Here is a 25,588-nt window from a genome sequence, read left to right as displayed (position 1 = left end):
TTTCGGCATGTCCTTGCCGAACGGCGATAGGGCCGAAGAATACGAGTCACATTCCATTCCGAATATGATCCAATGCTCGGATTGGGGGTGAGCTGAAGTCCGCCAGAGCCTTGGCTCTTTCACGGGGCCTTGGACGTCGGTCCGCTGCTATCGCGCACCAAGACAACGACCACCGCGACCGCATGCTCAAGTTCTTCAGACTCGGCGATCGCCGTATCGCGTCAGATCACAGGTTGACCCGCGCCACGTCGAGCCTGGTCGGGCTCGCCCTCGCCGCCCTGACGGCGAACGCCGCGCTAGGTGCGGAGGCGACGGCGGTCTTCAGCATACCGGCCGGCACGCTGGACGACACCTTGGCCCGCTTCTCGCGACAGGCCGGCATTACGCTGGCCTATGATCCAAGATTGGTGTCGGGTCGCCACAGCGCCGGTCTCGAAGGTCGCTATACGGCCACGACGGGGCTGGATCAGCTCCTAGGCGGCACGCATCTCACCTATCGTCGCCTCGCCAACGGCGGATATGCGATCGTGGCGCCGCCCGCGGTCGACGCGGTGGTCTCGCCGCCGCGCCTCGACGCGGACACGCCCACGACCTTGCCCGAGCTCCTCGTCGTTGGCCGCAAGAGCCTGAATGCGGATATTCCCCGTAGCCGCGATGACATCCAACCCTATCGCGTTGCGACGGACCGGGACATCGCCAATGCCCAGGTCGCCTCGATCGAAGACTTCATGCGATCGCGCGCCACCGGCAACGCCAGCGCGATCGCGCTTAGCCAAGCGCCTGTTCTCAATCGCGGTTCGGCGCGCTCGGCGATCAATCTCGGGGGCTTCGGCGTCAACCAGACCCTGGTCCTGGTCGACGGACGCAGGATGCCGAGCCTTCCGGCGGCCGGCGATCTCCTGCAGCCCGATCTCAACGCGATCGCTCCCGGAGACGTCGAGCGCATCGAGGTCCTGACCTCCAGCGCCAGCGGCATCTACGGCTCGGGCGCTGTGGGCGGCGTCGTCAACGTGGTTCTCAAGCGGCCGTCGGCGGGCCTGGAGCTGGTGTCGACCTCCCGCGTCAGCGACCAGGGCGACAGCCGGCGATGGGGGCTCGAGGGACGTTGGGGCGGAACGAGCCGGTCTGGCGCCACCCGCGCGGTCCTGACGGTGAGCTACGCCGAGGACGCAGGTCTACGCGTGGGCGATCGCGACTTCATTCGCCAGGCTTTTGGTGAAACCGGGCCCGTCTCGGTCAAACTCAACATCGTCGTCCCGTCGCAAATTGATGGCGCCGGCCCGCCTTTGCCGAGCTATATCGTTTCCGACGAGGAGCGGTTCGATCGCCGCCTGTCGCAAGACGGCTTGGGAACCCTGCAAAGCCTGCTGACGCGCACGCGAACGTCGTCCGCGCTCGCCAGCGTCCGGCATAGCTTCACCCCGCGTTTCGAAGTCTTCCTCGACGCGTTGCATCTGGCCAATCGCGGCGCGGCGGCTGGCCCCTGGCTCCAGCAGCAGCGCAGGGTGTTCGTGGATGTCGGCGCCAACGGAAATCCTTATCCTCAGGGGATCTACGTCAACTTGCCAACCTCAGGGTCGGCCGGGGTTTCAAGCACCGACATCGCCTCGGATCGCGTAACCCTGGGCGCGATCGCGAGGCTGCCCGCCGGTTGGAGCGCCAATCTTGATCTGACAGCAGCGCGCGCCCGGGTCAAAACCAGCGCCTTCGACCTTGTCGATACCGACACCTTCTTGGCGGAGACCGGCGTCGACCTCTTCGCCGGGATCGATGGACTTAAGGCCGCGCTGGCCCAGTATCCAACGAGCGCCACGACATCGGTCTTGAACAACCGTATGACGGATCTGAGCGCGCGCCTGGCGGGCCCCTTCTTCGAGACCGGCGCGGGCACCGCGACGCTGAGCCTCCTCATCGAGACGCGGCGTGAGCATATGCCATCGAGCGGGGAACCAGACGCCGAAGTGGCCGAACAGACGCAATGGGTCAGGTCAGGCTATGCCGAGCTTCGGGCGCCGATCACCCGTCTGGACGCCCCCTTTAGCCTGGCGCGCGGCCTTGAACTCCAGCTCGCCGGGCGCGTGGATCGTTTCAATATCACCACGCCGCTCAACGACTTCGGCGCCAAAGTGTTTTTTGAGGACACGCAAGTGCGCTGGCGGCGGAGCACCGGCACGGTGACGGTGGGCGCCAAGGCGCAACCGATCGATGGCTTGGCGCTGCGGGCCAGCTATTCGACGGGCTACCTGCCACCGTCCCCAAGCCAACTTCAGGTCGTCAGTTATGTCGATCGCTTTGGATCAAGCGTCTCCGACCCCAAGCGGCCTGGCGATTTTCTCGGCCCGTTCCGCGTCTTGATGGGCGGCTCGGCCACGTTGCGGTCCGAGCGGGCCAGAACCTATTCAGCTGGGCTCGTGGTCACTCCCGATCGTCTCGACGGCCTTCGCGTGTCGATCGACTTCTCACGGACGGAGAAGCACGATGAGATCGCCTCCCCCTTGAACGGAGGCTACGAAGAGCTTTTTGTTCTCGAGGACGTCTATCCTGGGATCATGCGGCGCGCGCCCTTGACCGCGGCCGATATCGCCAAAGGCTATACCGTAGGAGCTGTCGAGTTCTTCGACGGATCGCTTCGCAATGTCGGCTTTTCCCGCGCGGACACCATCGATCTGGATCTTGACTACCAGCGCGACACCGCGATGGGCCAGTTCTCACCCTATGCCCGAGCGACCTGGCGCCTCTCAGGCGTCCGCCGCGGCAGCGTGCTCAACGCGCCATACCAAACCGTGGGGGTCCTGGATGGTCCGCTTGCTTTTCGCCTGGACGCGGGCCTGGACTGGACCGGCAAGGCCTGGACGGCTGGCATAAACCTGCAGTTCTACTCCGACTACCGCACACGGTACGCCGGCAACGACCTGTTTTCGACGCTGCAAAGCGCGGTGGCGCGGACGGTGCAAGGCGCGGACACGATCCCATCGCAAACCTATGTCGATGGCTACATCGCGCGGTCCTTCGGGTCGAAGGGGTCTCAGACCGTGATCCGGCTGGGTGTCCGCAACCTGATGGGCCAGCGGCCGCCGCCGGTCGTCATCCCGCTGACCACGACCTACAGCGTCAGCAACGTGACCGACCAGGGCATCGGGTACAGCGCCTATGGCGACCCCCGCGGCCGGCGGTTCGAGCTGGTGCTGCGACGCCAATTCTAGGGCCCAGCGCCCACGGCAACGCCGTCAAACCCGTCAAGGGCGGTCCAGACTTCGGAGGCTCGCACCACGACGGCGGCGCGCGTGGATCTAGGTCAGTACCGTTCGGAGAAACGGTCAGGCGATCACGCTGAAGGCTGAGCAGTTGGGCCTGGGCCTCGACGTGGCGCCGAGCAGCGCGGCCATAGCGCCGATGGGCCAGCCTGTTTAGGATTGAACATGCCTGCCCCCCCGCCGTCCGACCGCTCGGCTCCTCACGCAAATTGGATGGGCCGACGTTGTTCTTACCAATACGCCTGGCCAAGACCTACCGATCAAGATCCCCCACTAGGACGCCAGGGGACGATCCGGCGGGGGGTCGAGCGGGTTCTCGCTCGCCCCGCCCAATGTCACCGCACGATCGAGCGACGTGGCGGCAACGATGGCCCGAAACTCGTCGAGGATCTCGGGATGGCGACCGCGCAGGTAACGCTCAATTTCAGGATTACCCACGAGGCGGGAGAGATAGCCCGAGGCGATGACCAGATGCAGGACATCATCGCCATAGGAGCTCTCTAGCGCTTTGAAGTCCTGCGTGAGGGATTCCATCTCCCGCTCCATACGCGCCATTTGCTCGGCGGTCATGCCGCCGACCTTCTTGGGCTTGTGGGCCTGCACAAGGTCGGCCTGCCTCGTGGCCGCCAAGAGCGCCTTGGCGTAAGCGGAGGTGAAGTTGCCGGCCGAGACCATCAACTCGGCGACTTCGATCTGACGCATGGGCTTTAGCTTGCGCAGCACATCGAAGGTCACGGGGTTCATGGCCCGATCCTTCAGGAGATCGACAACCTCGGGGGTTACGCCCTCAAGCAGGCTGCGCCGGCGGCGGATGCCTTTGACGTCAACATTGAGCGCCCGCGCCAGCTTGTCTTCGGAGACCCCGCGCTCAAGGGCGCGCACGATCATGTAGTGCTCCTGGATCGTCGCCAGGCGATTGACACGTTTGTTGTAGGTGAAGGCCTCGTCGTCGTCGGAGATCAGACAGCGGGTTTGACGTTCGCCAAGGTCTTTGAGAATGGCCAGGCGCACATGACCGTCGAGCAGCATGTATGGGCCAGCGCCGGGCGAGCGCACCACGACGAGCGGCTCGATCACACCGACCTCTGCCACCGATTGGGCGATGCGGCGGAACTTGACCGAGGCGAGCACCTTGTCCGGCAGCTTGCGCATCGGCAGGATTTCATCGAGCCGAACCGTGATCAGATCCTGCTCGAACGCGGCGCGTACGGTCAACATCTCAGCTGGCGCTCACGCCGAGACGCTCGGCCAGCGGCTTAGGCAAGGTATGCATGGCTTCGGCGCGCAGCAGGGTGACGAAGTGATCGTCATCCATCAGCCGGCGAAGCCCATTGACCACGAAAAGCAGACGGCTCTGGGCGAGCGCGGCCTTTCTGATCAGCAGCTTTTGGCGATCGGTCTCTTTGCGATAGGCCCGCACCAGGGCGTCAGCCGTCACGCGTGTTCGACCAGGTCCCCGCGAGCCACTATGGCCGGCCTTCCCGCTGATCTTGCGCTGCTCGATGATCCGTCGGATGGCCATCAACTGGTTGCCGGGCAAAGCCTTGTTCTCGTAGGCCTCGGCCAAGGCGTTCTGTACGTCGGCCTCGCCGGCCTTGGCGATCTCCATGGCGATGGTGTGGGGGATGAGGCCGCGCTCGACGGCGCTGATCAGACGCTCTTCCCCATTTTCGAGGAGGAAGACGATCGCCCAAATATATTCGGGGCTGAAGTCGGTTTTGCGGGCGATCTCCGAGACCGAATAGCCGCGCTCCTTCAGGGCCCCGATCTCACGCACGAGTTCAAGCGGGGTATGCTGTCGTCGCGCCAGGTTCTCAACCAGGCTCATGACGAAACAGTCCTCAACGCTCGCGGCCATGATCACGGCTGGGATCTCGGTCTCCCCCAGCGCGACAAAGGCTTCAAGCCGCCCCTGCCCGCAAATCAGGTCATAGCCGCCATCGTCTCGCTCACTGACCGTGATCGGCTTTTTGAGCCCCAGATTGGCGATGCTCGTCACCAGTTCCTGGAAGATCCGGCGATTGCGCGAGCGAGGATTGAGGACGGTAATCGCCGCGATCGGCACGCGGCGGATGCCCTGAGCGGACTCGGTCATGCGGCGGCTCGCAGGCTGAAGCGTCGCGTCAGGTCGAAGAACGGCTCAAGGTCATCGAACCGATAGGCGTCGAGGAAGACCCCGTTTTCCTCGGCCAGCCGCAGTTTGGAAGACTCCCCCAAATCGATCCAAGGCAGCAGGTACCAGTCGCGCACCGTGGCGTTGTCGGGGTTCATCCGGGCGGCGATGGTGATGTCGGGCCGCAAGCTCGTGTCGAGCCGGATCTTCCACCGGCCGCCGCCCGGCGTTGGCGCGCAACGCGCGATCGCCAGGGAGGCGGTGAACTCCTCATTGACGGTCATGAGATCGGTGGCGGGATCGACGCGAACCGCGCCACCAAGGCCGCGGATGGCGTCGAGTGTCTGGTCGACGATCTTGGGATACAGGGCCCGCAGAGCGCGATTGGTTTCCAGATAACGGTAGTCCCGCCGACTGGCATAGCCGACCAGCTCGTAGGCCCGGATCAAGCTGCCGAAGCGATGACGGTAGGTGGAGCTGGAAGGCATATCCTCGACCTCGTCGATGATCAGGCCGGACAGGCATCCCCGCTCGACCAAAAGGCCGTTCAAACGCTCAAGCAGCTCCTCATTGGTAAAGCGGCGACTGCGCTCTTCGACGATGCGGCGGGCGGCCAGGAAGAAGTCGGGATCGACAATCGGTTCAAACGCCCCATCGGCACGCACCCAATGGTCGGGCTCATTGACGACGCGCGTCTTCTTCAGCTTGAAGGACACCCGATTATAGACGTTGTTGCCGACGTACTTCTCGTTGGTCAGGACCTGGTGGACGACCCCCCGGGTCCAGGGACGGCCAAGATCGGTGACCACGCCATCGCCGTTCAACAGGATGGCGATCTCCCGCTCCGAGCGCCGCTGCAGCACGAACATGCGGTAGATCCGCTGGACGATCTCGACCTCATCAGCCGGCCCGGGCGCCAAGACGACCCGGTCGGTCTGCAGACTCTTTTGTTCGCCGCGATTGAGCACGGCCTTGGGCTGGCGATGTTCATCGACAAGCACACGGCGAAGGCCAAACCCGGCCGGCCCGCCTTGACGAAAGCCCAGCGTGATCAGCCGACACTGCCCGGTGAAAACCTTGGCCGAGAGCTCGCGGCTATATTCACCCGCCATCGCCCGCTTCATGCTCTTGATGATGGTGGCCGACAGGCTGCCGTCGTTCTCGAACTGCTCGGCGCAGTAATGGACGGTGATGCCGGCCTCCCGGCATTGAAACTCGTAGAAGGCGCTCTCGTCGGCGTCCTGGAAGCGCCCCCAGCGGCTGACGTCATAAACGAGGATCGCCTCGAAGTCGGCCAAGCCGGCCTTGACATCGGCGATCAGACGCTTGAGCGCATCGCGCCCGTCGAGCCGCAGGCCGCTCTTGCCTTCGTCGGCGTAGGTCTGGACGATTTCGAAGCCCTTGCGCGCGGCGTAGCGCGCGATGATCTCGGCCTGGTTCTCAGTCGAGTACTTTTGGTGCTCGGTGCTCATTCGAACGTACTGAGCCGCCCGCACTGACGCGCCGGCGGATTTCTCCTCGCCGGTTACACTTTCCATCTGTCGCAAACCCCTCGCCCAAACGTCATCACGCCGGAGCGCACTGGCTCCGATGCGACCCTAGGTCGGGGATGATGGGAATGTCGCGTTCGCAGAAGGACCGAAAACTTCGGTCAGATTCGGGAAAAACTTTTCCAAAAGCGCCTGGGGCTCTCGGCTTCGACTTCGTCGAAGCGATCGCTCAGGCCCTGCGCCGCGAGTTCGGACAAAGCCCCGCCGCGGTGAAGGTCGTGGTGCGTCTGACCCGTGCCAATCCAAGGGCCGTGCGCAACTGGTTCGCCGGCAACAACGGCCCCAGCGGCGAGAACCTGGTGGCTCTGCTGCGGCATTCCGAGGAGGTGCTAGAGACGGTGCTTTTCCTGGCCGATCGCCACGACCTGATCACCGCCCGCAAGCTGGCCGGCGCGCGCGAAAAGCTCAAGGAGATGCTCGAGATGATCGACGACCTGCAGGGCCTCTAAACTCGATCGCGGCGAGCCACGCCCGTGGCGCGGGTAAAAATCGCGCCCTATGCTAGAGCTTGCGAGGCGCCTTCATCGGTCTCAGAGGAAAAAGCGCGCATGATCTTCGAGGCTGGCCAGACCTATCGTCGCGACCGGGTCCAGGAGCTTGCCGGCGTCCCGGTCGAGCGGCGCGATGGCGATTGGAACACGGGCTACACCGAGTTCGAAGGCGAGTTCTACATCTTCTGCACGGTTGGCGCGCCGGCCCGCACCGGACACGACTACAACAACCACTGGGTCGGCGAGGAACTGGCCTGGGAGGCCAAGACAGGCACCCACCTTGGCCAGCCTCGCATGGCGCGCATGGCCTCGGGCGAGGCCGTCATCCACGTCTTCTGGCGGACCAATAGCGACAACCCGTCCTTCACCTACGCGGGTCAGGCCAGGGTGCTGGCGTTCGAGAACCAGACGCCCGTTAGGTTTCGGTTCGGCTTTAATCCGGCGGCCGCGCCGGAAGACGAGCCGGGGGACGAGCCGGTCACCCTCGCCGATCTTCTCGGAGACGACGGGCGGCTCTTCGCCAAAAGCGAATTTGGCCCCGCCGACACCGATTGGCCCGCCCTGTCCTTCTCCAGCCGAAAGGTCGCGTCGGACTTTGGCCGAGACTTCCGGCGCGGCCGCGACTTCGTCGTCTACATCGGAACCCAAGACCCCGAAGCGACCGAGCGGCCCGAGCATCGGGGGCGGCTGCTATGCGCGGTGACCTTCGAGCCCAACGCTCCGATCTCGACCCGCCAAATCGTCCCCGAGGAGGCCTGGACCAAGGCCGTCGAGAAATGGGGTCTTCGCTGGGAGTGGTCCTTCCCGGTCATCGAAGCCTACACATTCATCGCCCCGCTTCCCGAAGCCCGCGTGATCGCCCCTCATACCTACGCCGCCCTGGGGACGCTCACGGCGCTGGGGCGCTGCGTTCCCGTCGACCCAAGGGACTTGGCGGCCCTTCTTTCCGCGCCCCTGCTCGCCACCAGGCTTCAACTCAGCGACGCCGTCTCGAACGCGGTGATCATGAACCCGGAGGATCCCGACCTGCGCCGAGCCCTGTCCCAGATGGCGATGGCCATCGAGCAGCGCATTCTCGACAGCGGCCGTGAGCGCGTGGGAAGTCATCCCGTCCGGCAAGGCCCCAATCTATCGGATGTCCTGGCCGATCTAGGACGCAAGTGGCGCGACCAGGCCGGGGTCTGCCGACTGTGCGACCGCCCCATCAGGCCTTCTTCCGCCAATCGTCTCTTGCGCCCTTCGCCCGACCGCATCGACAGCGCTCTCAAGAGCTACGCCACCGAGAACCTGCATATCGCCCACCTGGGCTGCAATCTTGCCAAGAACGACGCCTCGATGGACGATTGGACCGAGTTCCTAGATCTCCTCCGCGACTAGCCGGGGGCGCCCTGGCCACGGGGGGCCTGACTTCTCAGCAAGGCCAGGCCGTTGACGATCTGCATGATCCGGTCGGCCATTTCCTGCGTGCGCGGATCATCGTAGTCCGTGCCGATGCGCGCGATGCAGTCGGCCACGTGCGCCGCGGCCTCGGCCTGCCGGACCGCGTCGGCGGCCGGTCGCCCCGCTCGCCCGGCATGGAGCCCATCCCAAAGCGAAGCCTTCCCATCGATCCTGACGCCGCCCACGCCATTGCTGCCGAACCCCAAGCCATTCCAGATCGGACGAAAGACCGCGATCAAGACCGATTCCGCCAGCGTGATGTAAGCGTCGTTGAGGATGAGATAGCGGTAGCTGAAGTCAGCCGGATTGAGGCCGGCCTGGCCGATCGACGACTGGTGCGACCGCAGCCGCCCATAGACACGGCGCTCCACGCTGGGACGGGACGTGAAGCCTTGCTTGGCCTTCTCGCGCACCGCGCTGCCGATATAGACCGGATAGAGCTTACGGCCGGCATCGAGCGCTGTCAGCGCGGCGTATCCCGGCAACTCTCCATGATAGTAAAGCGCGTAGATCCCCGCTCCAGTGAACCGTTCGGTCAGCGGGAAGCGTCCAGTGGGCTGTTCCAGCAATTCCACCGCCAGCGTCACGCCGATGTTTTCGACGGCCAGAGGATCGAAGGGCTCGCTCATGGGCAAATCCGACCACGATTCCCTAAGCCGCCGAACAGGGCTCAGGCCGCTACCTTGGTGGCGTAGACGCAAGAGGCGCCTTCGGACGGCGCGAAGAGGATCGGCCACCAGAAGGGCCCCGCCTTCCAGCCGAGTTCGGGACCCCCGACCTGCTTGAGTAGGACCAGCGCTGGCTCCACTCGCCCCTTCTGGCGGATAAGGTCACGCAGCTCCGGACTACCAAGGATCGACAGACCCGAGTGGTCCTCCGATCGGCTCTTGTGCAGCCGGCGGCCCGTGGCCGCGAGGATCGCCACACGCTTGTGGTCGCGGGCGTAGTACTTCAGCAGCCCCCGCATCGCGTCCCACTCGAAGCGGTTGTCGTCACCAAGATCCAGCGCCGGTTCCAGCGCGTCCAAGATGGCGATGGCTTCGTCCAGTCCGATCGCCGCGAAGCCGCGGCTATCGAGCGCCTCGGCGGGCACAAGCTTGTCGGCCGCCTGCGTCACCTTCGTCAGCTTCGTGGCCGCGATGGTGTTGAACCTGTGCGGCAGCAGCGCGTCCGACGGACCGATGGCCACGACATCGCTGAGCGTCACCTTGCTAGGCGCGCATGGAACCACCGACTTCTTGTCGTCGGCCTGGATGAAGACCACGCCAGCGTCGTGCGCGCCCTTCTCAAAGGCGTCGCGCAGAGTCTTCTCCAGTTTGTGGATGGTGACGAGACGGCCATGCACCTCGCTGGAGGTGTAGAACCGCGTAACGGCCAGGTCCGCCCGCGGGCGGGCGCCGTACATGCGCGCGTGCTGTAGGACCGTGTCGGCCTGCATGCGCTTGGGATTGCGGCCATAGTAGAAGGCGATGAGGTTTGGGACCGTGATCCCGCGGTCGAGAATGCTCCCGCCGATGAAGATGTTGGCCTTGGTGCGCAGGTGGAGCTCGCCGCTGTCCGGGTCCAGCAGCGGCTCGAGCTGAGCGTCGGAATTGACCAGCTGAAAGCGCAGCTCGCCGTCGGAGATGAGACCGCGCACGTCGGCGAAGCAATCCTCGGCCGCCGCCAGCGGATCGCCATTGGCCTCCACCGACTGGCCAAGGTCACGATAGGCTTCGTCGAAGACCTTGCGCAGTCGCGCGTCACCGCTCGCCTCGGCCTGGGTGAAGGCCTCGGCGATCAGCTGGACCGTCGCGTTCTGCCAGGCGTGCCTGGCCTTCTGCGTATCGTTGTGAATGATCATTGAGAACTTCCGGGGCCGGGCTCCTTCCGCGCGAAGCTGCCGCTCGCGAATGGCCACGCCGACTAGGAAGCCCATGATCGCTCGGCGCAGGGCCTTGATGTTGTCGCTCGTCCAGATCCGGTCGGCGCGGATGGTGCGCCCATCGGTCGACCGCAGCGCGTCGTGCTCATGAGGCCCGACCTCGACATGGAGGTAGTAGCGCGGATCATCCGCGCCCCATCCGCCGAAATAATCCTCGCCGCCGACATAGGCGTCGTGCGTGGGCAGGATTTCGGTGAAGGCCGGCCGCTTGGGATAGAAGACCTCGCGCGCCAGTTTGGCCTGCTCATAGTTTCCGGGCTGAAGGTACAGCGCGTAGGGCGTGGCGGTGACCTGAAGGAACGAGATCCCCGGCAAAGCGCCGCGCAGTTCGTCCATCTGCTTGGCGATCGTGCCCTGGTCGTAGGTGTCCTTGCCCTTCTCCTTGGTGAACCGCACGCTGGCCATGTCGGCTTCGTCGTCGATGAGAAGCGCCCGCCGCTCCTTCAGCTGAGGATACTTCTGGTCGAAGAACTCGAGGATGCGCTTGAGGTTGTCGGCCTGCTTCTTGGCGACGATGATGATCTTGCGGCGCAGCTCCGTCTTGGCCAGGCCGTCGGGCGCGGACATGATGTCGAAGATCAGGACCTGGTCGTCGTCAACGAAGCTCTTGAAGTCCCGGCCGATGCGCTTGACCGTCTGCTTGGCGAGCGTGCGCGTGCCCTTGGTGAGGACGATGGCGATGTCGAAATCGCGATCGAAGGCGCGGGCGATAACGCCCAGGAAGGCGCGCGTCTTCCCCGACTGGATCTTGCCCAGGAGCATGCCCGGCTCTAGCGGATCCTTGGCCGTTTCAAGCTTGTCGACCACGCGCTCGATGCAGGCGCGGAGTGTCTCGTCATAATTCTGCTGCTCCCGCAGCCGCGAATAGAAGTCCATGCGCCCCTCGAGCTCGTCACGCGAATCCACAAATCAACTTGACAGTGCGCGGCCAAGCTTGAGCTCGCAACGCGAGAAACCGGCGTTTTCCTCGGTACGGGGATGTCGGCCATGAGTGGCGCGGCCACGCCCTCGCCCGAGCGCAGCCGTCAAATGGCGCTCGTCCGAGGCAAGGACACCAAGCCGGAGATGAAGGTGCGCCGGCTGGTCCATCGCCTGGGCTATCGCTATCGCCTGCATCGCCGCGACCTCCCCGGCTCGCCCGACCTGGTGTTTCCGAGCCGGCGCAAGGTGATCTTCGTCCACGGATGCTTCTGGCACCGCCATCCCGACCCCGCCTGCAAGCTCGCCCGCATGCCCAAGAGCCGACTGGAGTTCTGGGAATCCAAGCTGACGGCAAACGCAGAGCGCGATCTCAGAAGCCAGGCCGCGCTGGAAGCGATGGGATGGAGGGTTTTGATCCTCTGGGAGTGTGGGCTAGAATCGGAGCACGATCTGGCGGACCGGATCGTGGGCTTCCTGGAGAGTTGAGTGATGATGCGCGCCGTTGAACTTTTCGCCGGCGCGGGCGGCCTTGGCATGGGCGTCTCGCGGGCCGGCTTCAAGCCCGTGGAGATCGTCGAATGGAACCGCTACTGCCGCGACACCCTGCGCGAGAACCATGACCAGGGCGCCGAGCTCGTCCGCGACTGGCCCCGCGAGGTGCGGGGCGATGTGCGCGACGTCGACTTCAGCCGTCACGAAGGCAAGCTGCAGCTCATCTCCGGCGGCCCGCCCTGCCAGCCCTTCTCGCTAGGCGGCAAGCACCGGGCCCATACCGACGCGCGCGACATGTTCCCCGAAGCCGTGCGGGCGGTGCGCCAGGCCCGGCCGGCCTCCTTCATCTTCGAGAACGTCAAGGGCCTGACCCGGGCCAGCTTCCAGTCCTACCTCGAATACATCGTGCTGCAGCTGCAGTATCCGGAGTTCGTGGCCCAGCCCGACGAGGACTGGAGCGAGCACCTACGGCGCCTCGAGCGGCACCACACCGGCCGGCGCGGTGACGCGGGCCTGGAATACCGCGTGGTCTGGAACGTGCTGAACGCGGCCGACTACGGCGTGCCGCAGCGTCGCGAGCGTGTGTTCTTTGTCGGCTTCCGAAGTGATCTTGGCGTGGAGTGGTGCTTCCCCAAGGCCACCCATTCGCGCGAGGCGCTGGCCTGGAGCCAGGGGCCGAACGGAGATTACTGGGATCGCCACCGCATCGCCCGCAAGGACCGGGCCGTCACCCCGGCCATGGCGCGCCTGGCCGAGACGGCCGACCAGCCGGAAGGCATACTGCCCTGGCGCTCGACCCGGGACGAGATCGGCGACCTGCCGGATCCCGAGCGCGCGCCGGCCGCGGCGCGGGAGTACGCCAACCACCTCTTCCAGCCGGGCGCGCGCGCCTATCCCGGACACACGGGTAGCCCCGTGGACGAGCCGGCCAAGACCTTGAAGGCCGGTGTCCACGGCGTGCCCGGCGGTGAGAACATGGGCGTGTGGGCCAACGGCCGCCTGCGCTACTTCACCGTCCGCGAAAGCGCTCGCCTGCAGACCTTCCCGGACAACTTCGTCTTCCAGGGCTGCTGGTCGGAAGCCATGCGGCAGCTGGGCAACGCCGTCCCTGTGAAACTGGCCGAGGTCGTGGCCAAGGCCGTCGGCGACGCCCTGCCCGCGAACGCGCGGGCCGCATGACCGCCTCGGGCTTTCGCTCGTTCGAGTTCGACCTTCCCGCCGCATTGCTCGTCCAGCTTATCCAAGTGCTGGACGGCATGGAGGCCGGCCCCCTCTTGCCCGCCCACGTGGCCGAGGAAGTGCCCGAGGCCCAAGGCGTCTATCAGCTCTTCCACAACGGCAAGCTGGTCTATATCGGCAAGACCGACGCGGAATCCGGCCTGCGCCATCGCCTGGCCCGCCACGCCTCGGCGATCCTCAGCCGGCACCGCCTCGATGTCGCCGAGATGTCCTTCAAGGCGGTTCGGGTCCTCGTCTTCAGCGCCATGGATCTCGAAACGGCCCTAATCCGCCACTACCGAGAAGAGGGCTCGCCCAGTGCTTGGAACGGATCTGGCTTTGGCAACAACGATCCAGGCCGCCAGCGCGACATGACCGCCCTGCGCGAGGACGGCTTCGACGCCAACTACCCGATCAACATCGACCTGCCGATCGACGTCGCCGACCTGAGTGCGCCCAGGCCCATCTTCGACCTGCTCGCCCAAATCTCGAGCCGCCTGCCCTATACGCTGCGCCATGAGAAAACGGCCGCCGCCCGCGACATTCTCAAGGACGTGATCGTGTCCCTTCCGGGCACGCCGCTCTCGGTGCGTGAAATCATGTCCGCCGTCACAGCGGCGCTTCCCGCCGGCTGGCAGGCCACCCGCCTACCCGGCCGGGTGATCCTCTACCAAGAGCGCCAGGACAACTACCCCGGCGGCGAAATCATCGCCCGCTCCTGAGCGCGGAAAAGGCGCCATAGCGGTCCTTGGCGCGCCTCCAGGAACTGGACGTTCGCTTTGGCTAGGTGGCGCGGCAGCGGTCGAGCGAGGGCTGCACTATCGGATCAGCGACGGTCGACGATCCAGCTGCCCTCAGTTGTCGGGCCAGGCGGCGAGCGCCTCGAACATTTCCGCAGATGACCGGCCCTCGGTCTTGCTCAGCCCTTCATCGAAGGGATTGAGCTCGTCGACGCCAACAGCGTCGGCGCCAGGGGATTCTTGGCCCCGGGGATTACAGACCAGCCGGGCGCACCTTTTACCCCACGCTCCAGTCTGACGTGGTCGCCAGTGGACGAAAGGATCAGCTGGGCTGAACCTTCTCGTCAAAGCTTTCGACCAGCTCTTCGACGACGGATCTGGTGTCGCGGTTCAGCGCATCCGCCAAAAGAGCCTCATACGGCTTCTGTTGGACAACGGGACCCATTCTGGCGGCGAGGTAGGCCTCCCCGCGCTCGATGACCCTTGGGTCAAAACTTACAAAGCCGGTCGGCACCGGGAGGCCCTTGTGCACGCCTATCGGCGCATGGACTGTTGCGGCTACCATCACGCCGGGAATCACGAGCAGTTCGAGGGCGCGCGGGAACCGCGGGGCCTCGCTGGCAGCGACTTGATCAAAGGCGCGACCAAGATAGAGCTCTGGCCGGCCCGACGCGAGCGCGACGGCCAAAGCTGGCGCGACTGCGCCGGGTTGCTTCTTAATTTGGACCTTCAAGTGACGGAGGAACTCCGGAAGAAGCTGCGTCGCTCCCCAATTTCGCAGTTGTGGAAGCACCCAGATCAGGCAAGGCGGCGTCGCACCCTTGCGCAAACCGTACGACAGGACTTCGGACGCCTTGCGGATGTTCTCGCGCCCCAACAGCGCTCCAAGGAGCGGGATAGTTGGTCGGTCCGACCTGGCGTCGCCGGTCCGCGTGAGGGCTTCCCGGAAATACCGATCAATATTCAGGCCTTCGCGGCGCGCGAAGTCCTTCAGGAACTCCGGAGCAAGCTCAAGCAAAGCGTCATAGGCCTCCTGGTCCGAGCTGTGCTTGGTTGTGGCTTGCGCGTCGACGAACGCGGACATGGCCGCCAGCGTGCGGGGCCGATCCTCAAGCTCCGGCTCGCTTCGCCAATCCGAAAGGTCGGCTTCACCGGCATGGGGCCTCATCCCGGTGGCGGTGACCACGACCCGAACGGTCGCTGAGAAGCGATCGCCAGCGGCGACGTTGTCGATCGAGTAAAGAGATTTTTTCTCGTCGCGCTTGCGGTCATCACGCTTGCGCTCCTTCGTTGCTTGAACTTCGTGGTAAAAGCGCCGAAAGGCGGAAGGAATTTGTTGTGTCGCCGCCTGCGACGCGTCGGGCCCGACCGCGAGTTCTGGCAGGAAACGCTCGAATTCATCCAGGAACTGGCGAGGCTCGGGCGCGAACGACAGCAGGTCGAAGCCGACGCTTTCCCGGACTGCTTCAACCGCGAAAATCTGGGGCTGGTCGCTGTCTGATCGGAACAGAGCTTGGCCTGCTTGGGTTAGCCAAAGACGGCCGTTCTTTCGCTGAACGTAGCCATGCCTTTCGACCTCCGCGAGGACAAAGGTCATGTCGCGCAGATCGAAGCCGAAGAAAGCTGCGGCCCCAGCCTCCTCCAGGCCATCCGCCGATTTTAGCAGTCGCAAAAGAAATTCGGATGTGAGGGTCACCTGACCCAGCACAGCCACCTTGTGTTCGATATCGTACCATCGACACGGCAACAGGACATCGTAGGTGGCCAGCACGAGCGGGCCGTCCTCTTCAGGCTTGATCAATCCGTTCAGCGACAAGATTGGCCGCTTGGCAGGGGTCATGCTTCGGCCTCCGCCTTAGTGCGCGTGCGCCGGACTGAAGGCGGCTCAGCCGCGCCTTGCTCGATGACATAGGTGGCGGGCAGGACCTTGGCCTCGCCCTCGCCGAACGCGGCCTCCACGGCATCTGACAGGCGATGCATCCACTCCCCCTGCCGCCAGCGGGATTTGGCCCCGACGATGACGAGCCGGTCCATCGCACGACTCACGGCGACGTTGATCCGGTTGCGTTTGCTCAGAAAGCCGGACTTGATTGTCGCGATGCCGGCCACGGCAGACCCGTCGGTGTTGTTACGGACTAGCGACACGATGACGATTGGGTTTTCCTTTCCCTGATAGCTATCGACCGTGTCGATCTTGATGAGCTTGCGGAATGTTTCCGGAAAATTGGCCGCCTGGACCTTCTTCCGCACCAGGTCGCGCTGGGCGGCGTACATACATATCACCCCGACGACCTGAGCATGCTTGTCCTGCTTGCTCGCCCAGTCCACGAAGCCCTTATGGGCAGCCCACTTCTTGAGCAGAGCGACGATTACGTCGGCCTCGGCGGCGTTGATGCGGCTCGTACCGCTTTCCTCCGGCCTCTCCTCGCCTCCCTCCCCCAGGCAATCAGTCGTGATCCAGGTCAACGGCTTCTCCAACCCCTTGGGCAGGCGGTCGAGCGGGATTTCCGGCTCCACGCGCCCATGGTCCAGCGCGCCGTCGTAGAACGTCTTCGACACGACCTCTCCGATGGGCGGGAGCATCCGGTACTGCCGCGCCAGACGAGCACCGGCGGCAGCGCCATAATCGTTCGAGAACAACCGCTCAAAGTCGCTGCATACAACTTCGCTCTCGGGAACATTCACTAGGTCTGCGACCTGCGACACGACCTCGGCATCATGCTGGGGTTCAAGCTGGGCGTGATCGCCGACCAGGACGATCCAACGTCCCGCCTGCATCGGCACTGCCAGTTCACTCGCTGTGCAACGCGCGGCCTCATCGATAATGACGAGATCGAACGGCGTCGTGATCAAGCCCAAGGATGCCCGCCCCAACCCAACGCAGGTCCCCGCCACGATCTGCCGGGTCCCCGCCAGGAACGCTTCGAACCCACGCTGCTGCGTCGAGACGCTGCCGATGAAGTCCCGTCCCACCTGGGCCAGGGCGCGTAGCCGGGCAATCAGCTGCGGCGACGGGCGATCGTGCGCAGGTAGCTTGTTGGCCACGCTGGCGATGACGGCGTCCAACGACGCCATCGGACCAAGGCTTTTGACATCAACGGGACCCGGCAGATCCATCTGATCGACCTGGGCCTGTAGTGTAGCCTGAAGGCTGGCGGCCCGTTCAGGGTCAGGATCGCTATGGACGAGCAGATGGTCCAGGCTCACCGCCACAGGACGCAGCGTTGTTTCGACGTGAATCGCGGCCTCCAACACCGCCGCATGGAGGCCGAGCATCTTGCCGGCCGCACGCAGGCGTTCGCGCATCTCGGCACGGAAGCGATCCTTGTAGAGCTGCTCAATGCGATCGGTGTGGAACGGCATGAGGCGTTCGGAGACCACGCCCTCGTTCCCGACCCGCAAAATGCTTGGCGCGTTCGGCTCGCCCGCGAAGAGCTTCAAGACCGCCTCGCCCGCGTTGTTGACTGCCTCGTGCGACTGGCTGGCCAAGAGGATGTTGCGGGCCAGACCCTTGGTCAGGGCGTAGTGCACGAGCGCGGCGATGAAGTGGGTCTTTCCGGTGCCGGGCGGCCCTTGCAGCGCCCCGAGCGGCCGCACCTCGACGAGCTTGCGGAAAGCCGCTGCCTGAGCCGGATTGAACTTGTAGCGGGCGATATCGTCGTCCTCGCAGGCGTGCTCTCGCCTGGTCGGCAGGGCCTGGGTACGGCTTTCGAACAGGTTGGCGAGCCCCTGAACGCGCGCCGAGCCTTCGAGCACGCGACCGATCGCCGATTCCCGGCGCTTGAAGCTTTGCAGCTCAAAATGACTGATGAACCGGAGTCGGTCATCCTCTCGGATAAGTCCGGCATCCTTAGCGGACGGCAGTTCCGATGCGTCGATGAGGATCCGGTCCGGTTTCGACCTGGCGATGTCCAGCGTGCCGATCCGTCGCCACTGCTTTTTCCGGTCCAGGCGCTCGACCCCGACGCGGTCGTTGCGGTTGAAGTCAAAGGTGCCCGTTGCGAGGTCGAACGGAACGACGTGACGCTTAAGGTCACGCACATAGGCGCTATCCAGGCGCGCAACGCCTTCCGTCGTCAGGGCGCTTTCGGCCTCGATCAGGGCGCGCCAGAGCGCCCTGACATCGACGTGTGCAAGTTTGCGTCCAGCTCGTGGGTTGTCGCTGAACCGATCAAACCCGAGATCCCCGAACGCGGGGCCAGGATCAACTTCCCCAAGCTCGCCACCGGCGTCGATCGGCGGTGCCAAGATCTCTGCCGGCTCGTCGACTGCACGCCCTAATCCTCGCTCAAACTCCGGCTCGTGCATGAGCGGGAGGATCTGGGAAAAGTCGTTCTCGATCGCTTGCTCTACAACAAGGTCGGCGGGATACGCCATAAACTCGTGATTGCGCAGCCGCGAGATGCGTCCTTGCGCCAGCGGCATGCGCTTAGCACGGTAGGGCTGGCCCTTATCGTCGAGATAGACCTCGACCTCCTCGATGGCGCCGCGCATCACGAAGCCTGGTCGGCCCATCAGCTTTCGGACGTAAATGCATCCTTCGTCGCCAAGGATGGGTCCAACGCTCGCCCTGACGATGCCGATCTTCAAGACCATCCGCTCGACTTGGGCCGCTGGAGCCAGGGCAACCTCTAGCGCTTCGATCACCGGTAGAAGCGTCCCGTTCTCCGGCACGTCTTCCCGACACGAGCGGACCGCCAAAGCGATCGCCGCTCGGGTCGCCCCGGGCAGCTCAGCGTCTGCGAGAACTTCTTCGATGATCTTCGTCACAGCGAAGCGATCGCGCTCCAGGCGCCCGCCGGCGCGTGGCGCATAGGCGGAGGACTGCAGTTCACCATCCGCGCTCGGTCCGAAGTCGATGATATCGACTAGGATCGGCGTCCAGGGCTCGGCCGGCGAGACGATCACGTTGTCTGGCTTGAGGTCTCCGTGGACCAGCCCCTGATCGTGCAGCGAGACGACACGCCGTGCGAGTGCCAGTACGAACCTGACCGCCTCCTCAGGCTGGCCCGCGAACAAGTTGGCGGCCATGGCTTGGGCCAGGTTCGGCCCCTCGACAAACTTCTGGACGACCACCATAGCGTCCTGGAGCCAGAAGGCCTTGAGGATCGGCGCGCAACCGGCCGGCGGCGAGAACGCTAGATCTTGGGCACGAGACAAGAAGTCCAAGAGACGAGGCCCCTCACGAACCTGGTCGCCCCATGCCGCGCTCTTCCACAGCTTCACGACAACGGTGTCGCCATCCTGTTCGCTGGTCCAGACATCGACGCGCTCGCTTTCCTTGAGCATCGCCTTTTCTGGGAAGGCCGCCGCCAGCTGCCGCTGAGAGCGGATGTCGCCCCTGAAGCGTTCCAGGCCCTCCAAGACCTCCTTGGCGGAGGGACGCGTAGAGACAGCGAGGTTGAAGGCGGCCAAAGCTTCGTCTGCGGTCTTGAACCGATCGGTCGGATCTAGGGACAATCCTTTTTCAAGCCACGGATGCAGTTCTTCAAATTCATTAGAAGCGTCAAGCGCCGGGTCCCACTCGAACGGGACGTCGTCTCCTCCGCCCGCTGGCGGTCTGCCGAACAGCAGCCAGTGGACGGCTGCGGCAAGGAGAAACACATCCCTACGCCAGGGGTCGCTGTCACCGCCAAGGATGTCTTCCGGAAGACTAGCGCTTGAGAGAAACTGGTAGCGGCTGGCGCCAAGCGAAGCGACCTGAGGAAAGTGCGCCGCCATCAGGTGAGACAGCTTGGCGGTGGAGGGTGCCTCCAGCCAGATGCTGTGGCCTCCCAGGTCAAGGTGAGCCGCGCCCGCCCCATGCAAGGTCGCGACCCGCGCCACGACTTGCCGCGCCAGCTCGATCCGTCCGTCGCGCGTGAGGGATTCGACCTCGGCTGGAGCAAAATGGGCCAGACGCTTTAGGCGGGGTCGCCGGTCGAAGACCTCCCAGTGGTCGACGCCGCGCTCGGGGTCCTCCGCTTTCAGCGAGAGCACCGCATTCTCGCAGGCTTCGCCGCGGTCCTTCAAGAATTCGATGACGCTTCGCTCGCGCCCCGCGATCTCCTTCCGGCCTTCCTCGCTTTGGAACCGCGCCATAGGGGCTTTGGTGAAGTCCCAGACGCGCAAGGTTCCCAACGAGAGCGGTGAATTTTCATCCACGGCGTCGTATTCGGAGAAAATATTCTTGGGATGCTCGAAGCTGGCATCGTTTGAGGCGGCCAGGAAGCTTGCGTACCGCCGACGACCGGGACGGAGCCTACCCGTTCTGGCGTTGAAGAACTTTCCGAGTTGGTCTTTCCAATCCGAGCTGGTCAGCGGGTTATCAACGAAAGCCCGGCTAACACCCCCGAACCGTCCGACCCTAGGTCCGGGAGTCGCCACGGCGGCGATGAACTCATCCGCCGTCAGGACGGCCAACGCCTCGGCGCCGGAAATGCCGCTCAAATCGGCGCGCTTTGTGACCACGACAGCGCCCATGACTCGAGGCGCGGGCCCTCCGACGTGTCGCCTGACATGGTCGGCGAGAAGCAAGCCAAGCTCTCGGGCGTTGGCAAGAATCTTGTTGACGGGAGACTCACCCCGGAACTCGCCGTTGTGCAGCCAATTGCCGTCCTGGCTTTCGATGCGCCCGCCCCAATCCTTGAGATCGACGAGGAAGATCCGGTCATCGGCTATGACCACGACGTCGATCTCGCGGGATCGCCCGGTTCCCATCGCCAACTCCAAGTTGGTGAAGGCAAACCAATGCTTAGGCAAGGCTCGCAGCTTTTCGATGCCAACGACTTCCCGCGCGTGAACGCCGCGGCCGCAATTGATGATTTGCATGCGCGCCTCCCCAAGCTCCAGCATGGCCGATCCAGGCGCTTGAGCAAGCAGAGATTGTGCACCTAACGAAACACCACTTCACGCTTCCGTCCGCTAGTGGCGGCCATGGACAATTATGTCTCGGCGAGAATCCGGTGTCGGCCGTAGACGTAGTCTCCCCGGCAATGTCGGTTGTTTTGGCTAGAATATGCCAGCGGCTCGCTGTATCTGCCGATCGGCTGAACGTATGAAACTGTCGGTTCCTCATTGACGCGTGCGGGGGTCTGGCATGAATCTCGGAATCTGCGATTTTCATTCCGGGCGTGAAGGTGGCTGGCCACCACATCTGGGAGTCGAATCTTGCTGCTGAGCCTATTTTGCGGTGCTGGCGGCCTCGATCTGGGATTCGAGCAGGCAGGGTTTGAAGTCGTGCTCGCGCTCGACCGCAAGAGCGACAGCGTCAAATCCTACAATCAGAACCGGAAGAAGGGCGCACGGGTCGCCAAGGTCCAGGATCTCGCCGAAATCACGGTCGAGAAGCTCGACAGCATCTACGAAGGCGAACTTCGGCCGACAGGCGTCATTGGCGGCCCACCGTGCCAGAGCTTCAGCCAGGCTAACGTAAATCAGCGGGTGGATGATGTCCGAACTGCCCTGCCTCAGACGTTTGCCGACATCGTCGCTGCCTTACACGCCCGCCAACCGCTGGACTTCTTCGTCATGGAGAACGTGGTCGGCCTAACGCTGAAGAAGCACAGCGCCACGCTTGCCGCCGTCGAACAGAAACTAGATGCCGCAGGCTTTCTGACCGCACGGCTGATGCTGAACGCCAAGGACCACGGAACGCCGCAAAACCGGCCTCGCCTATTCCTGGTCGGCATCAACAGGGATCGGTTCCCCGGGGTGGACCCGGCGAAGCTGAGCCTTCCAGCGAAGCCGACGAAGACCGTACGCCAGACGATCGAGCACCTGGGTGACCCCGTCTACTTCGTCCGCGGCCTCGACATGGCGGCCCAGCCCGGCCACATCAATCACTGGTGCATGTTCCCGAAATCTCCCAAATTCAGCCAGGAAGGCGGCGTCCGGCCTGGTGTGAAGGGCCGAAGCTTCAAAATGCTGGACTGGGACGAGCCGAGCATCGCTGTGGCCTACGGCCATCGCGAGGTCAATGTTCACCCCTCCGGCCGGCGCCGCCTCAGCGTCTATGAAGCCATGCTGTTGCAGGGTTTCCCGCCTAAGTATGAGCTGCACGGGACGCTTTCGTCGCAGATTGATCAGGTGAGCGAGGCTGTGCCGCCTCCATTGGCGAACGCTGTGGCCAAGGCCGTCTCCAAAGCGCTCTACGCGGACAAGCTCAAGAAGGCGGGCTAGTTCGTCGCAATTCGATGCGCGGCTATCCCGTCGCCTTGAACCGCTCCAGCTCCTCGCGGGCCCAGGCCTCGTAGGCCTGCGCGCTGAACCGCGCCGACGAGAGCAGCTTGCTGGCCCCGACGATCAACTTTTCCGCTAGGGTTCCATCGTCCTTCAGCATCTGATCCAGATCCGCGCTGGCCCCCAGTCCCTGCGCCATCCGAATGGCCAGCTGCACCTCTGAGAAGGGATCCTGCGCCGCTGCCGGGCCGGCGGCGATGATGCCAAACTGGTCGTTCAGCACTTGGGGCGGCGTGTCGCACCGGAATGCGAGCGAGAGCATGTCGGGTCCATCGGGACCGACACGGTAATAGTAGCTGCTGAGCAGCGTGAAATTCCTCGGCGGGGCCGCCTTGCCGAGCAGGGACAGGAGCCATTTCCCAAGGCCGGTGCAAAACAGGCGAAGGAAATCCGGATCCTGCCTCTGCCATGCAGCGTCGAGCCGCGCGTCGAGTTCATCAACGGATCCCGAAATGAGCTTGGCCAGCTCCGCCTTGAACTCCTCACTGGCCGCCGTATTGGCATTGATCGCGCCCATGAAGCCGTCACGAGTTCGGTCCGAGACCAGGTTTGGCTGGGCCATCGTCGTTATGAACAGCAGCCACGGCGATGTCGTCTGGAGCTGAAGCTCCAGCAGCTTGCCGAGCACGCCTAGCGTGCTGCCGCGCCGGTCATCAGCATCCCGATGAGTGATCGAGTCGCATAAATCGATGTTGATCGCGTGGAAGGGACCATACTCGAGAGTGCGCCGGTACGCAGGGCTCAGGTCGTTCGCGACTGCCTCAAGCCGTTCCTCCAGCACGATCGAGAACGGGTCGATGCCCCCTAGTTCCCGCACTTCGCTCTGGGAGATGTTGAGCTCAGCCTGCCCAGGCGTGCCCTTCCCAACGCTGTTGAAGCCGAGATACTTCAGCGGGATGGACGCCCCGTTGCAGACACCGCTCAGCGCCCGAACATCAAGCAGCTCGTTGCCTGGCAGGGTCAGGTAGCTGAATGGCGTTCCAGGCGCCAAGTTCAGTTCCTTGATCAGCGACTTGGTGGCCGCGCACCATTGCTTGATCCGCACGAACTGCTTGCGCGGATGATGCCAGCGCTCGAACTGCGTCTTGACCTTGTCGAACTCGCCGTGTTCCGGCGCCGCGCCGAGATCGATGTCTTCCGGCGCGGCTTCGTCCCCATGCTCCTCGCTCATTCGTCCTGGGCGTCCTCAAAAAAGACCGCGAGCAAGGCCCCGATGAGCTCGTGCTGCCGCGCATAGGGCATGTCCTGAAGCAGGCCAAAGCCGTCGAGAACCGTAGCGATGGCCTTCGTTATCTGGGCGCGGCGTTCGGCCTCGTCCTTGGCCTTTCGCGCTGGGAGCGCAGGAAGGCGCGGTAGCTGGGACATATCGAGCGCCAACACCCCGGAGCGGCGCAGTGCGGCCGCCTCGATCGGACTGGCAACGATCTCGACTTCTGGGGGAGCCTCGTCCTGATCGCTGCGCGCTCTTGCCCAGGTCGATGCGGCAAACCGGCCAAGCTTATCCGTCGCCGCTATCCGGTCGATGTGCTTCTGGCCGGCGCGTATGTCATCGCCTAGGCCCTTGTGCGTGTTGGCCAGCTGCCGAAGTGCGCGATGCACCCAGTTCGACACGATCTGATAATGAGAATGAGCGAAATTGAACGACTCTCTATCGATATTGAGAGCCGCATCGAGGCCTTCGCTGACAAAAATCTCAGAAGTGATCTGCCGCAGTCTAGTCTGCTCTGACACCTGATACTTCATAAATGTATCATCAAAAAGCGCGCCGCTGGATCCGTTAATTCTAATCAATATTCCGTTATTTTCCTTAGGAACAATCCTAGAATTCCAGAATAGGTAACCCTCGAACGCAAGATTTCCGCCTCGTATATTCTTGCTAACCTTCGATAGGTCCGGCTTGTAAGACCCAACGAACAGCATGGGCTGAGAGACGCCCTGCTTTTTGGCTGCCCAATACTGATAGCTGATGGGACGGCGAAGCTCGACCTGATCAATGTAGACCGTGAAGCCGCCTGCAGGATCTTCCGCGCCAGCTTTCAGTCCCAGCGCCTGGCGGACCGTTTGTCCAGGCTGAAGCGGGACTGGGTCTGCACGCCCCCGGCCGATGTTCGAGAGCTTGAAGACCAGAAGGTTGTCATCTGCGCCCAGGTCGAACGGATGCTTGCCCATGTAGCCAATGGGGGCTGACAGGCTCAGCGCCCATATCGTGCCCAGATAGGTGTCCAGGGTCTTGGCTAGATCGGGCCGCTCCGTCGTGCTGCCGACCTGGTCTGCCACGCCCTGATAGAGCTTCTCGAACCTGACTTGCGGGGGATCATCGAAATCCCAGGGCAAGCTCGGCGGGACCCGGAACGAGACGGCTTCCTCGCCGTCCAGGGAGCTCGTTTCCGCAAATCCAATATGCCACGGCGGCGCAACGGCGCCGGGATCGCGCTCTGCCGACGGCAGGCCCTCCTGCTCGAAGATATTCTCCCACCGGTCCTTCGAGCGAAGGATGTCCTTGGCCTTGGGCCGGACGTTCAGCAGAATGATTTCCGTCCCGTGGGAGGCCAGATCCTCGGCGGGGACCGAGACCACCTTCACGGTGCCGGATTCAAAGGTCCCATCCGAAGGCTCATCGGATTCGCTGTAGGTTCGCAGGACAACGTCGGCGAAGAGCCGATGATCGGAGCCAGCGACCTTGGTGATGATCTGGAAGTGCGACGTCAGCTGGCTGACGGAAAACAGGCCGATGCCAATCTTGCCGATCAGCTTTCGCCCATTTGGCGAGCGGGTCGGGTCCTTCGCATCGGTGGTTCCAACCTTGGCGCCGACGGTCGTCCGCTTCGAGCTGCCCCCGATGTGATAGATCATCCGGCCAAGGGCGTCCTCGTCCATCCCGTGGCCGTTGTCGCGAATGCGGATCTGCCTGAACCGCGGCGCGTCGGTATCGATGACCACCTGGGTCGCGTCAGCGTCATAGGCGTTGGAAATCAGCTCCCGAAGAGCCGATGAAGGCTGGCGGTAGATCCCGTCGGTGATACGGGCTAGGACCCGATCGTCCGTCGTCAGGGTCGCCGTCGCGGCCGTACCAGAAGTCCGATTCTCCCGGATCGCGCTGACGAAGGCCGCTTCGTCCTTGCCGAGGTCGGCCCGCGCAGGCGCCGGGGATGGTTCGCTGGTCTCTGACGGCATGACTCTCGAAATTTCCGTGCGCTGGCGCGCACCTTAGCTGCTCATGGACGC

General features: G+C 64.0%; 16 protein-coding genes. 7 read left to right on the top strand and 9 right to left on the bottom strand.

Annotation, left to right across the window (positions count from 1 at the left end):
* Positions 1-182: 182 nt before the first annotated feature.
* Entirely contained in the window at positions 183-3,203 is a 3,021-nt protein-coding gene (locus BM066_RS00260) for a TonB-dependent receptor (RefSeq protein WP_089923331.1), read from the top strand.
* 324 nt (positions 3,204-3,527) lie between these two features.
* Here the strand turns inward: BM066_RS00260 and BM066_RS00255 are convergent, their stop codons facing one another.
* The 3 genes from BM066_RS00255 to BM066_RS00245 are packed head-to-tail and all read right to left on the bottom strand — an operon-like array spanning position 3,528 to position 6,905.
* Positions 3,528-4,472 (bottom strand): plasmid partitioning protein RepB C-terminal domain-containing protein, encoded by a 945-nt coding sequence (locus BM066_RS00255; protein WP_089923327.1) that lies wholly within the window; start codon positions 4,470-4,472, stop codon positions 3,528-3,530.
* A gap of 1 nt (position 4,473) precedes the next feature.
* Positions 4,474-5,349: a plasmid partitioning protein RepB C-terminal domain-containing protein gene (locus tag BM066_RS00250; protein ID WP_089923325.1), complete on the bottom strand. Its 876-nt coding sequence runs from the start codon at positions 5,347-5,349 to the stop codon at positions 4,474-4,476.
* On the bottom strand, positions 5,346-6,905 hold the full coding sequence (locus BM066_RS00245) for a recombinase family protein (protein ID WP_255367426.1): 1,560 nt from the start codon (positions 6,903-6,905) through the stop codon (positions 5,346-5,348). The genes BM066_RS00250 and BM066_RS00245 overlap by 4 nt, the downstream gene beginning before the upstream one ends.
* Before the next feature lie 80 nt (positions 6,906-6,985).
* Here BM066_RS00245 and BM066_RS00240 point away from each other — a divergent pair, with 80 nt between their 5' ends.
* Together BM066_RS00240 and BM066_RS00235 are read left to right on the top strand one after the other, a co-directional pair.
* Positions 6,986-7,366 carry a hypothetical protein gene (locus BM066_RS00240; RefSeq protein WP_089923320.1) on the top strand — a complete coding sequence of 127 codons (381 nt, stop codon included), beginning with the start codon at positions 6,986-6,988 and terminating at the stop codon, positions 7,364-7,366.
* 99 nt (positions 7,367-7,465) lie between these two features.
* The gene (locus BM066_RS00235) at positions 7,466-8,785 is read left to right on the top strand and encodes a hypothetical protein (protein ID WP_089923318.1); all 1,320 of its coding nucleotides are present in this window, start codon (positions 7,466-7,468) and stop codon (positions 8,783-8,785) included.
* On the opposite strand, the gene BM066_RS00230 is transcribed toward BM066_RS00235, so the two are convergent.
* Positions 8,782-9,477 carry an Eco29kI family restriction endonuclease gene (locus BM066_RS00230; RefSeq protein ID WP_089923315.1) on the bottom strand — a complete coding sequence of 232 codons (696 nt, stop codon included), beginning with the start codon at positions 9,475-9,477 and terminating at the stop codon, positions 8,782-8,784. The two genes, BM066_RS00235 and BM066_RS00230, sit on opposite strands and share 4 nt — an antisense overlap.
* Positions 9,478-9,518: 41 nt before the next feature.
* Positions 9,519-11,648: a Z1 domain-containing protein gene (locus tag BM066_RS00225; protein ID WP_089923313.1), complete on the bottom strand. Its 2,130-nt coding sequence runs from the start codon at positions 11,646-11,648 to the stop codon at positions 9,519-9,521.
* 111 nt (positions 11,649-11,759) lie between these two features.
* On the opposite strand from BM066_RS00225, the gene BM066_RS00220 reads away from it, so the two are divergent.
* The 3 genes from BM066_RS00220 to BM066_RS00210 are packed head-to-tail and all read left to right on the top strand — an operon-like array spanning position 11,760 to position 14,125.
* Positions 11,760-12,179 (top strand): very short patch repair endonuclease, encoded by a 420-nt coding sequence (locus BM066_RS00220; protein WP_089923679.1) that lies wholly within the window; start codon positions 11,760-11,762, stop codon positions 12,177-12,179.
* Positions 12,180-12,182: 3 nt separating this feature from the next.
* Positions 12,183-13,364, top strand: a complete 1,182-nt coding sequence (locus BM066_RS00215; RefSeq protein ID WP_255367424.1) for a DNA cytosine methyltransferase — start codon at positions 12,183-12,185, stop codon at positions 13,362-13,364.
* Positions 13,361-14,125, top strand: coding sequence for an Eco29kI family restriction endonuclease (locus tag BM066_RS00210; RefSeq protein WP_089923310.1), 765 nt, complete (start codon positions 13,361-13,363; stop codon positions 14,123-14,125). The genes BM066_RS00215 and BM066_RS00210 overlap by 4 nt, the downstream gene beginning before the upstream one ends.
* A 340-nt stretch (positions 14,126-14,465) precedes the next feature.
* On the opposite strand, the gene BM066_RS00205 is transcribed toward BM066_RS00210, so the two are convergent.
* Together BM066_RS00205 and BM066_RS00200 are read right to left on the bottom strand one after the other, a co-directional pair.
* A complete protein-coding gene (locus BM066_RS00205) occupies positions 14,466-15,983 on the bottom strand; it encodes a hypothetical protein (RefSeq protein ID WP_089923308.1) in 1,518 nt (505 codons plus the stop codon).
* On the bottom strand, positions 15,980-20,953 hold the full coding sequence (locus tag BM066_RS00200) for an AAA domain-containing protein (RefSeq protein ID WP_177218332.1): 4,974 nt from the start codon (positions 20,951-20,953) through the stop codon (positions 15,980-15,982). Before BM066_RS00200 ends, BM066_RS00205 begins: the two co-directional genes overlap by 4 nt.
* A gap of 339 nt (positions 20,954-21,292) precedes the next feature.
* Here BM066_RS00200 and BM066_RS00195 point away from each other — a divergent pair, with 339 nt between their 5' ends.
* Entirely contained in the window at positions 21,293-22,303 is a 1,011-nt protein-coding gene (locus tag BM066_RS00195) for a DNA cytosine methyltransferase (RefSeq protein ID WP_255367423.1), read from the top strand.
* Between the two features lie 22 nt (positions 22,304-22,325).
* On the opposite strand, the gene BM066_RS00190 is transcribed toward BM066_RS00195, so the two are convergent.
* Together BM066_RS00190 and BM066_RS00185 are read right to left on the bottom strand one after the other, a co-directional pair.
* Positions 22,326-23,534: a PP_RS20740 family protein gene (locus BM066_RS00190; RefSeq protein ID WP_089923299.1), complete on the bottom strand. Its 1,209-nt coding sequence runs from the start codon at positions 23,532-23,534 to the stop codon at positions 22,326-22,328.
* Complete coding sequence (locus BM066_RS00185; protein ID WP_089923296.1) at positions 23,531-25,537, bottom strand: ATP-binding protein; 2,007 nt, start codon at positions 25,535-25,537, stop codon at positions 23,531-23,533. The genes BM066_RS00190 and BM066_RS00185 overlap by 4 nt, the downstream gene beginning before the upstream one ends.
* Positions 25,538-25,588 lie beyond the last annotated feature (51 nt).

Origin of the sequence: Caulobacter sp. UNC279MFTsu5.1 (assembly GCF_900114015.1) — a bacterium.
Classification (GTDB): Bacteria; Pseudomonadota; Alphaproteobacteria; order Caulobacterales; family Caulobacteraceae; genus Caulobacter.
The sequence above is the reverse complement of the archived record's forward strand: the minus strand, read 5'-3'. Positions and strand labels throughout refer to the sequence as shown.

Coding starts and splice junctions, on each gene's coding strand:
- BM066_RS00200 (WP_177218332.1), bottom strand. CDS start 20,953: ATGCAAATCATCAATTGCGGCCGCGGCGTTCACGCGCGGGAAGTCGTT.
- BM066_RS00245 (WP_255367426.1), bottom strand. CDS start 6,905: ATGGAAAGTGTAACCGGCGAGGAGAAATCCGCCGGCGCGTCAGTGCGG.
- BM066_RS00250 (WP_089923325.1), bottom strand. CDS start 5,349: ATGACCGAGTCCGCTCAGGGCATCCGCCGCGTGCCGATCGCGGCGATT.
- BM066_RS00235 (WP_089923318.1), top strand. CDS start 7,466: ATGATCTTCGAGGCTGGCCAGACCTATCGTCGCGACCGGGTCCAGGAG.
- BM066_RS00220 (WP_089923679.1), top strand. CDS start 11,760: ATGAGTGGCGCGGCCACGCCCTCGCCCGAGCGCAGCCGTCAAATGGCG.
- BM066_RS00190 (WP_089923299.1), bottom strand. CDS start 23,534: ATGAGCGAGGAGCATGGGGACGAAGCCGCGCCGGAAGACATCGATCTC.
- BM066_RS00230 (WP_089923315.1), bottom strand. CDS start 9,477: ATGAGCGAGCCCTTCGATCCTCTGGCCGTCGAAAACATCGGCGTGACG.
- BM066_RS00205 (WP_089923308.1), bottom strand. CDS start 15,983: ATGACCCCTGCCAAGCGGCCAATCTTGTCGCTGAACGGATTGATCAAG.
- BM066_RS00260 (WP_089923331.1), top strand. CDS start 183: ATGCTCAAGTTCTTCAGACTCGGCGATCGCCGTATCGCGTCAGATCAC.
- BM066_RS00240 (WP_089923320.1), top strand. CDS start 6,986: ATGTCGCGTTCGCAGAAGGACCGAAAACTTCGGTCAGATTCGGGAAAA.
- BM066_RS00225 (WP_089923313.1), bottom strand. CDS start 11,648: ATGGACTTCTATTCGCGGCTGCGGGAGCAGCAGAATTATGACGAGACA.
- BM066_RS00210 (WP_089923310.1), top strand. CDS start 13,361: ATGACCGCCTCGGGCTTTCGCTCGTTCGAGTTCGACCTTCCCGCCGCA.
- BM066_RS00215 (WP_255367424.1), top strand. CDS start 12,183: ATGATGCGCGCCGTTGAACTTTTCGCCGGCGCGGGCGGCCTTGGCATG.
- BM066_RS00255 (WP_089923327.1), bottom strand. CDS start 4,472: ATGTTGACCGTACGCGCCGCGTTCGAGCAGGATCTGATCACGGTTCGG.
- BM066_RS00185 (WP_089923296.1), bottom strand. CDS start 25,537: ATGCCGTCAGAGACCAGCGAACCATCCCCGGCGCCTGCGCGGGCCGAC.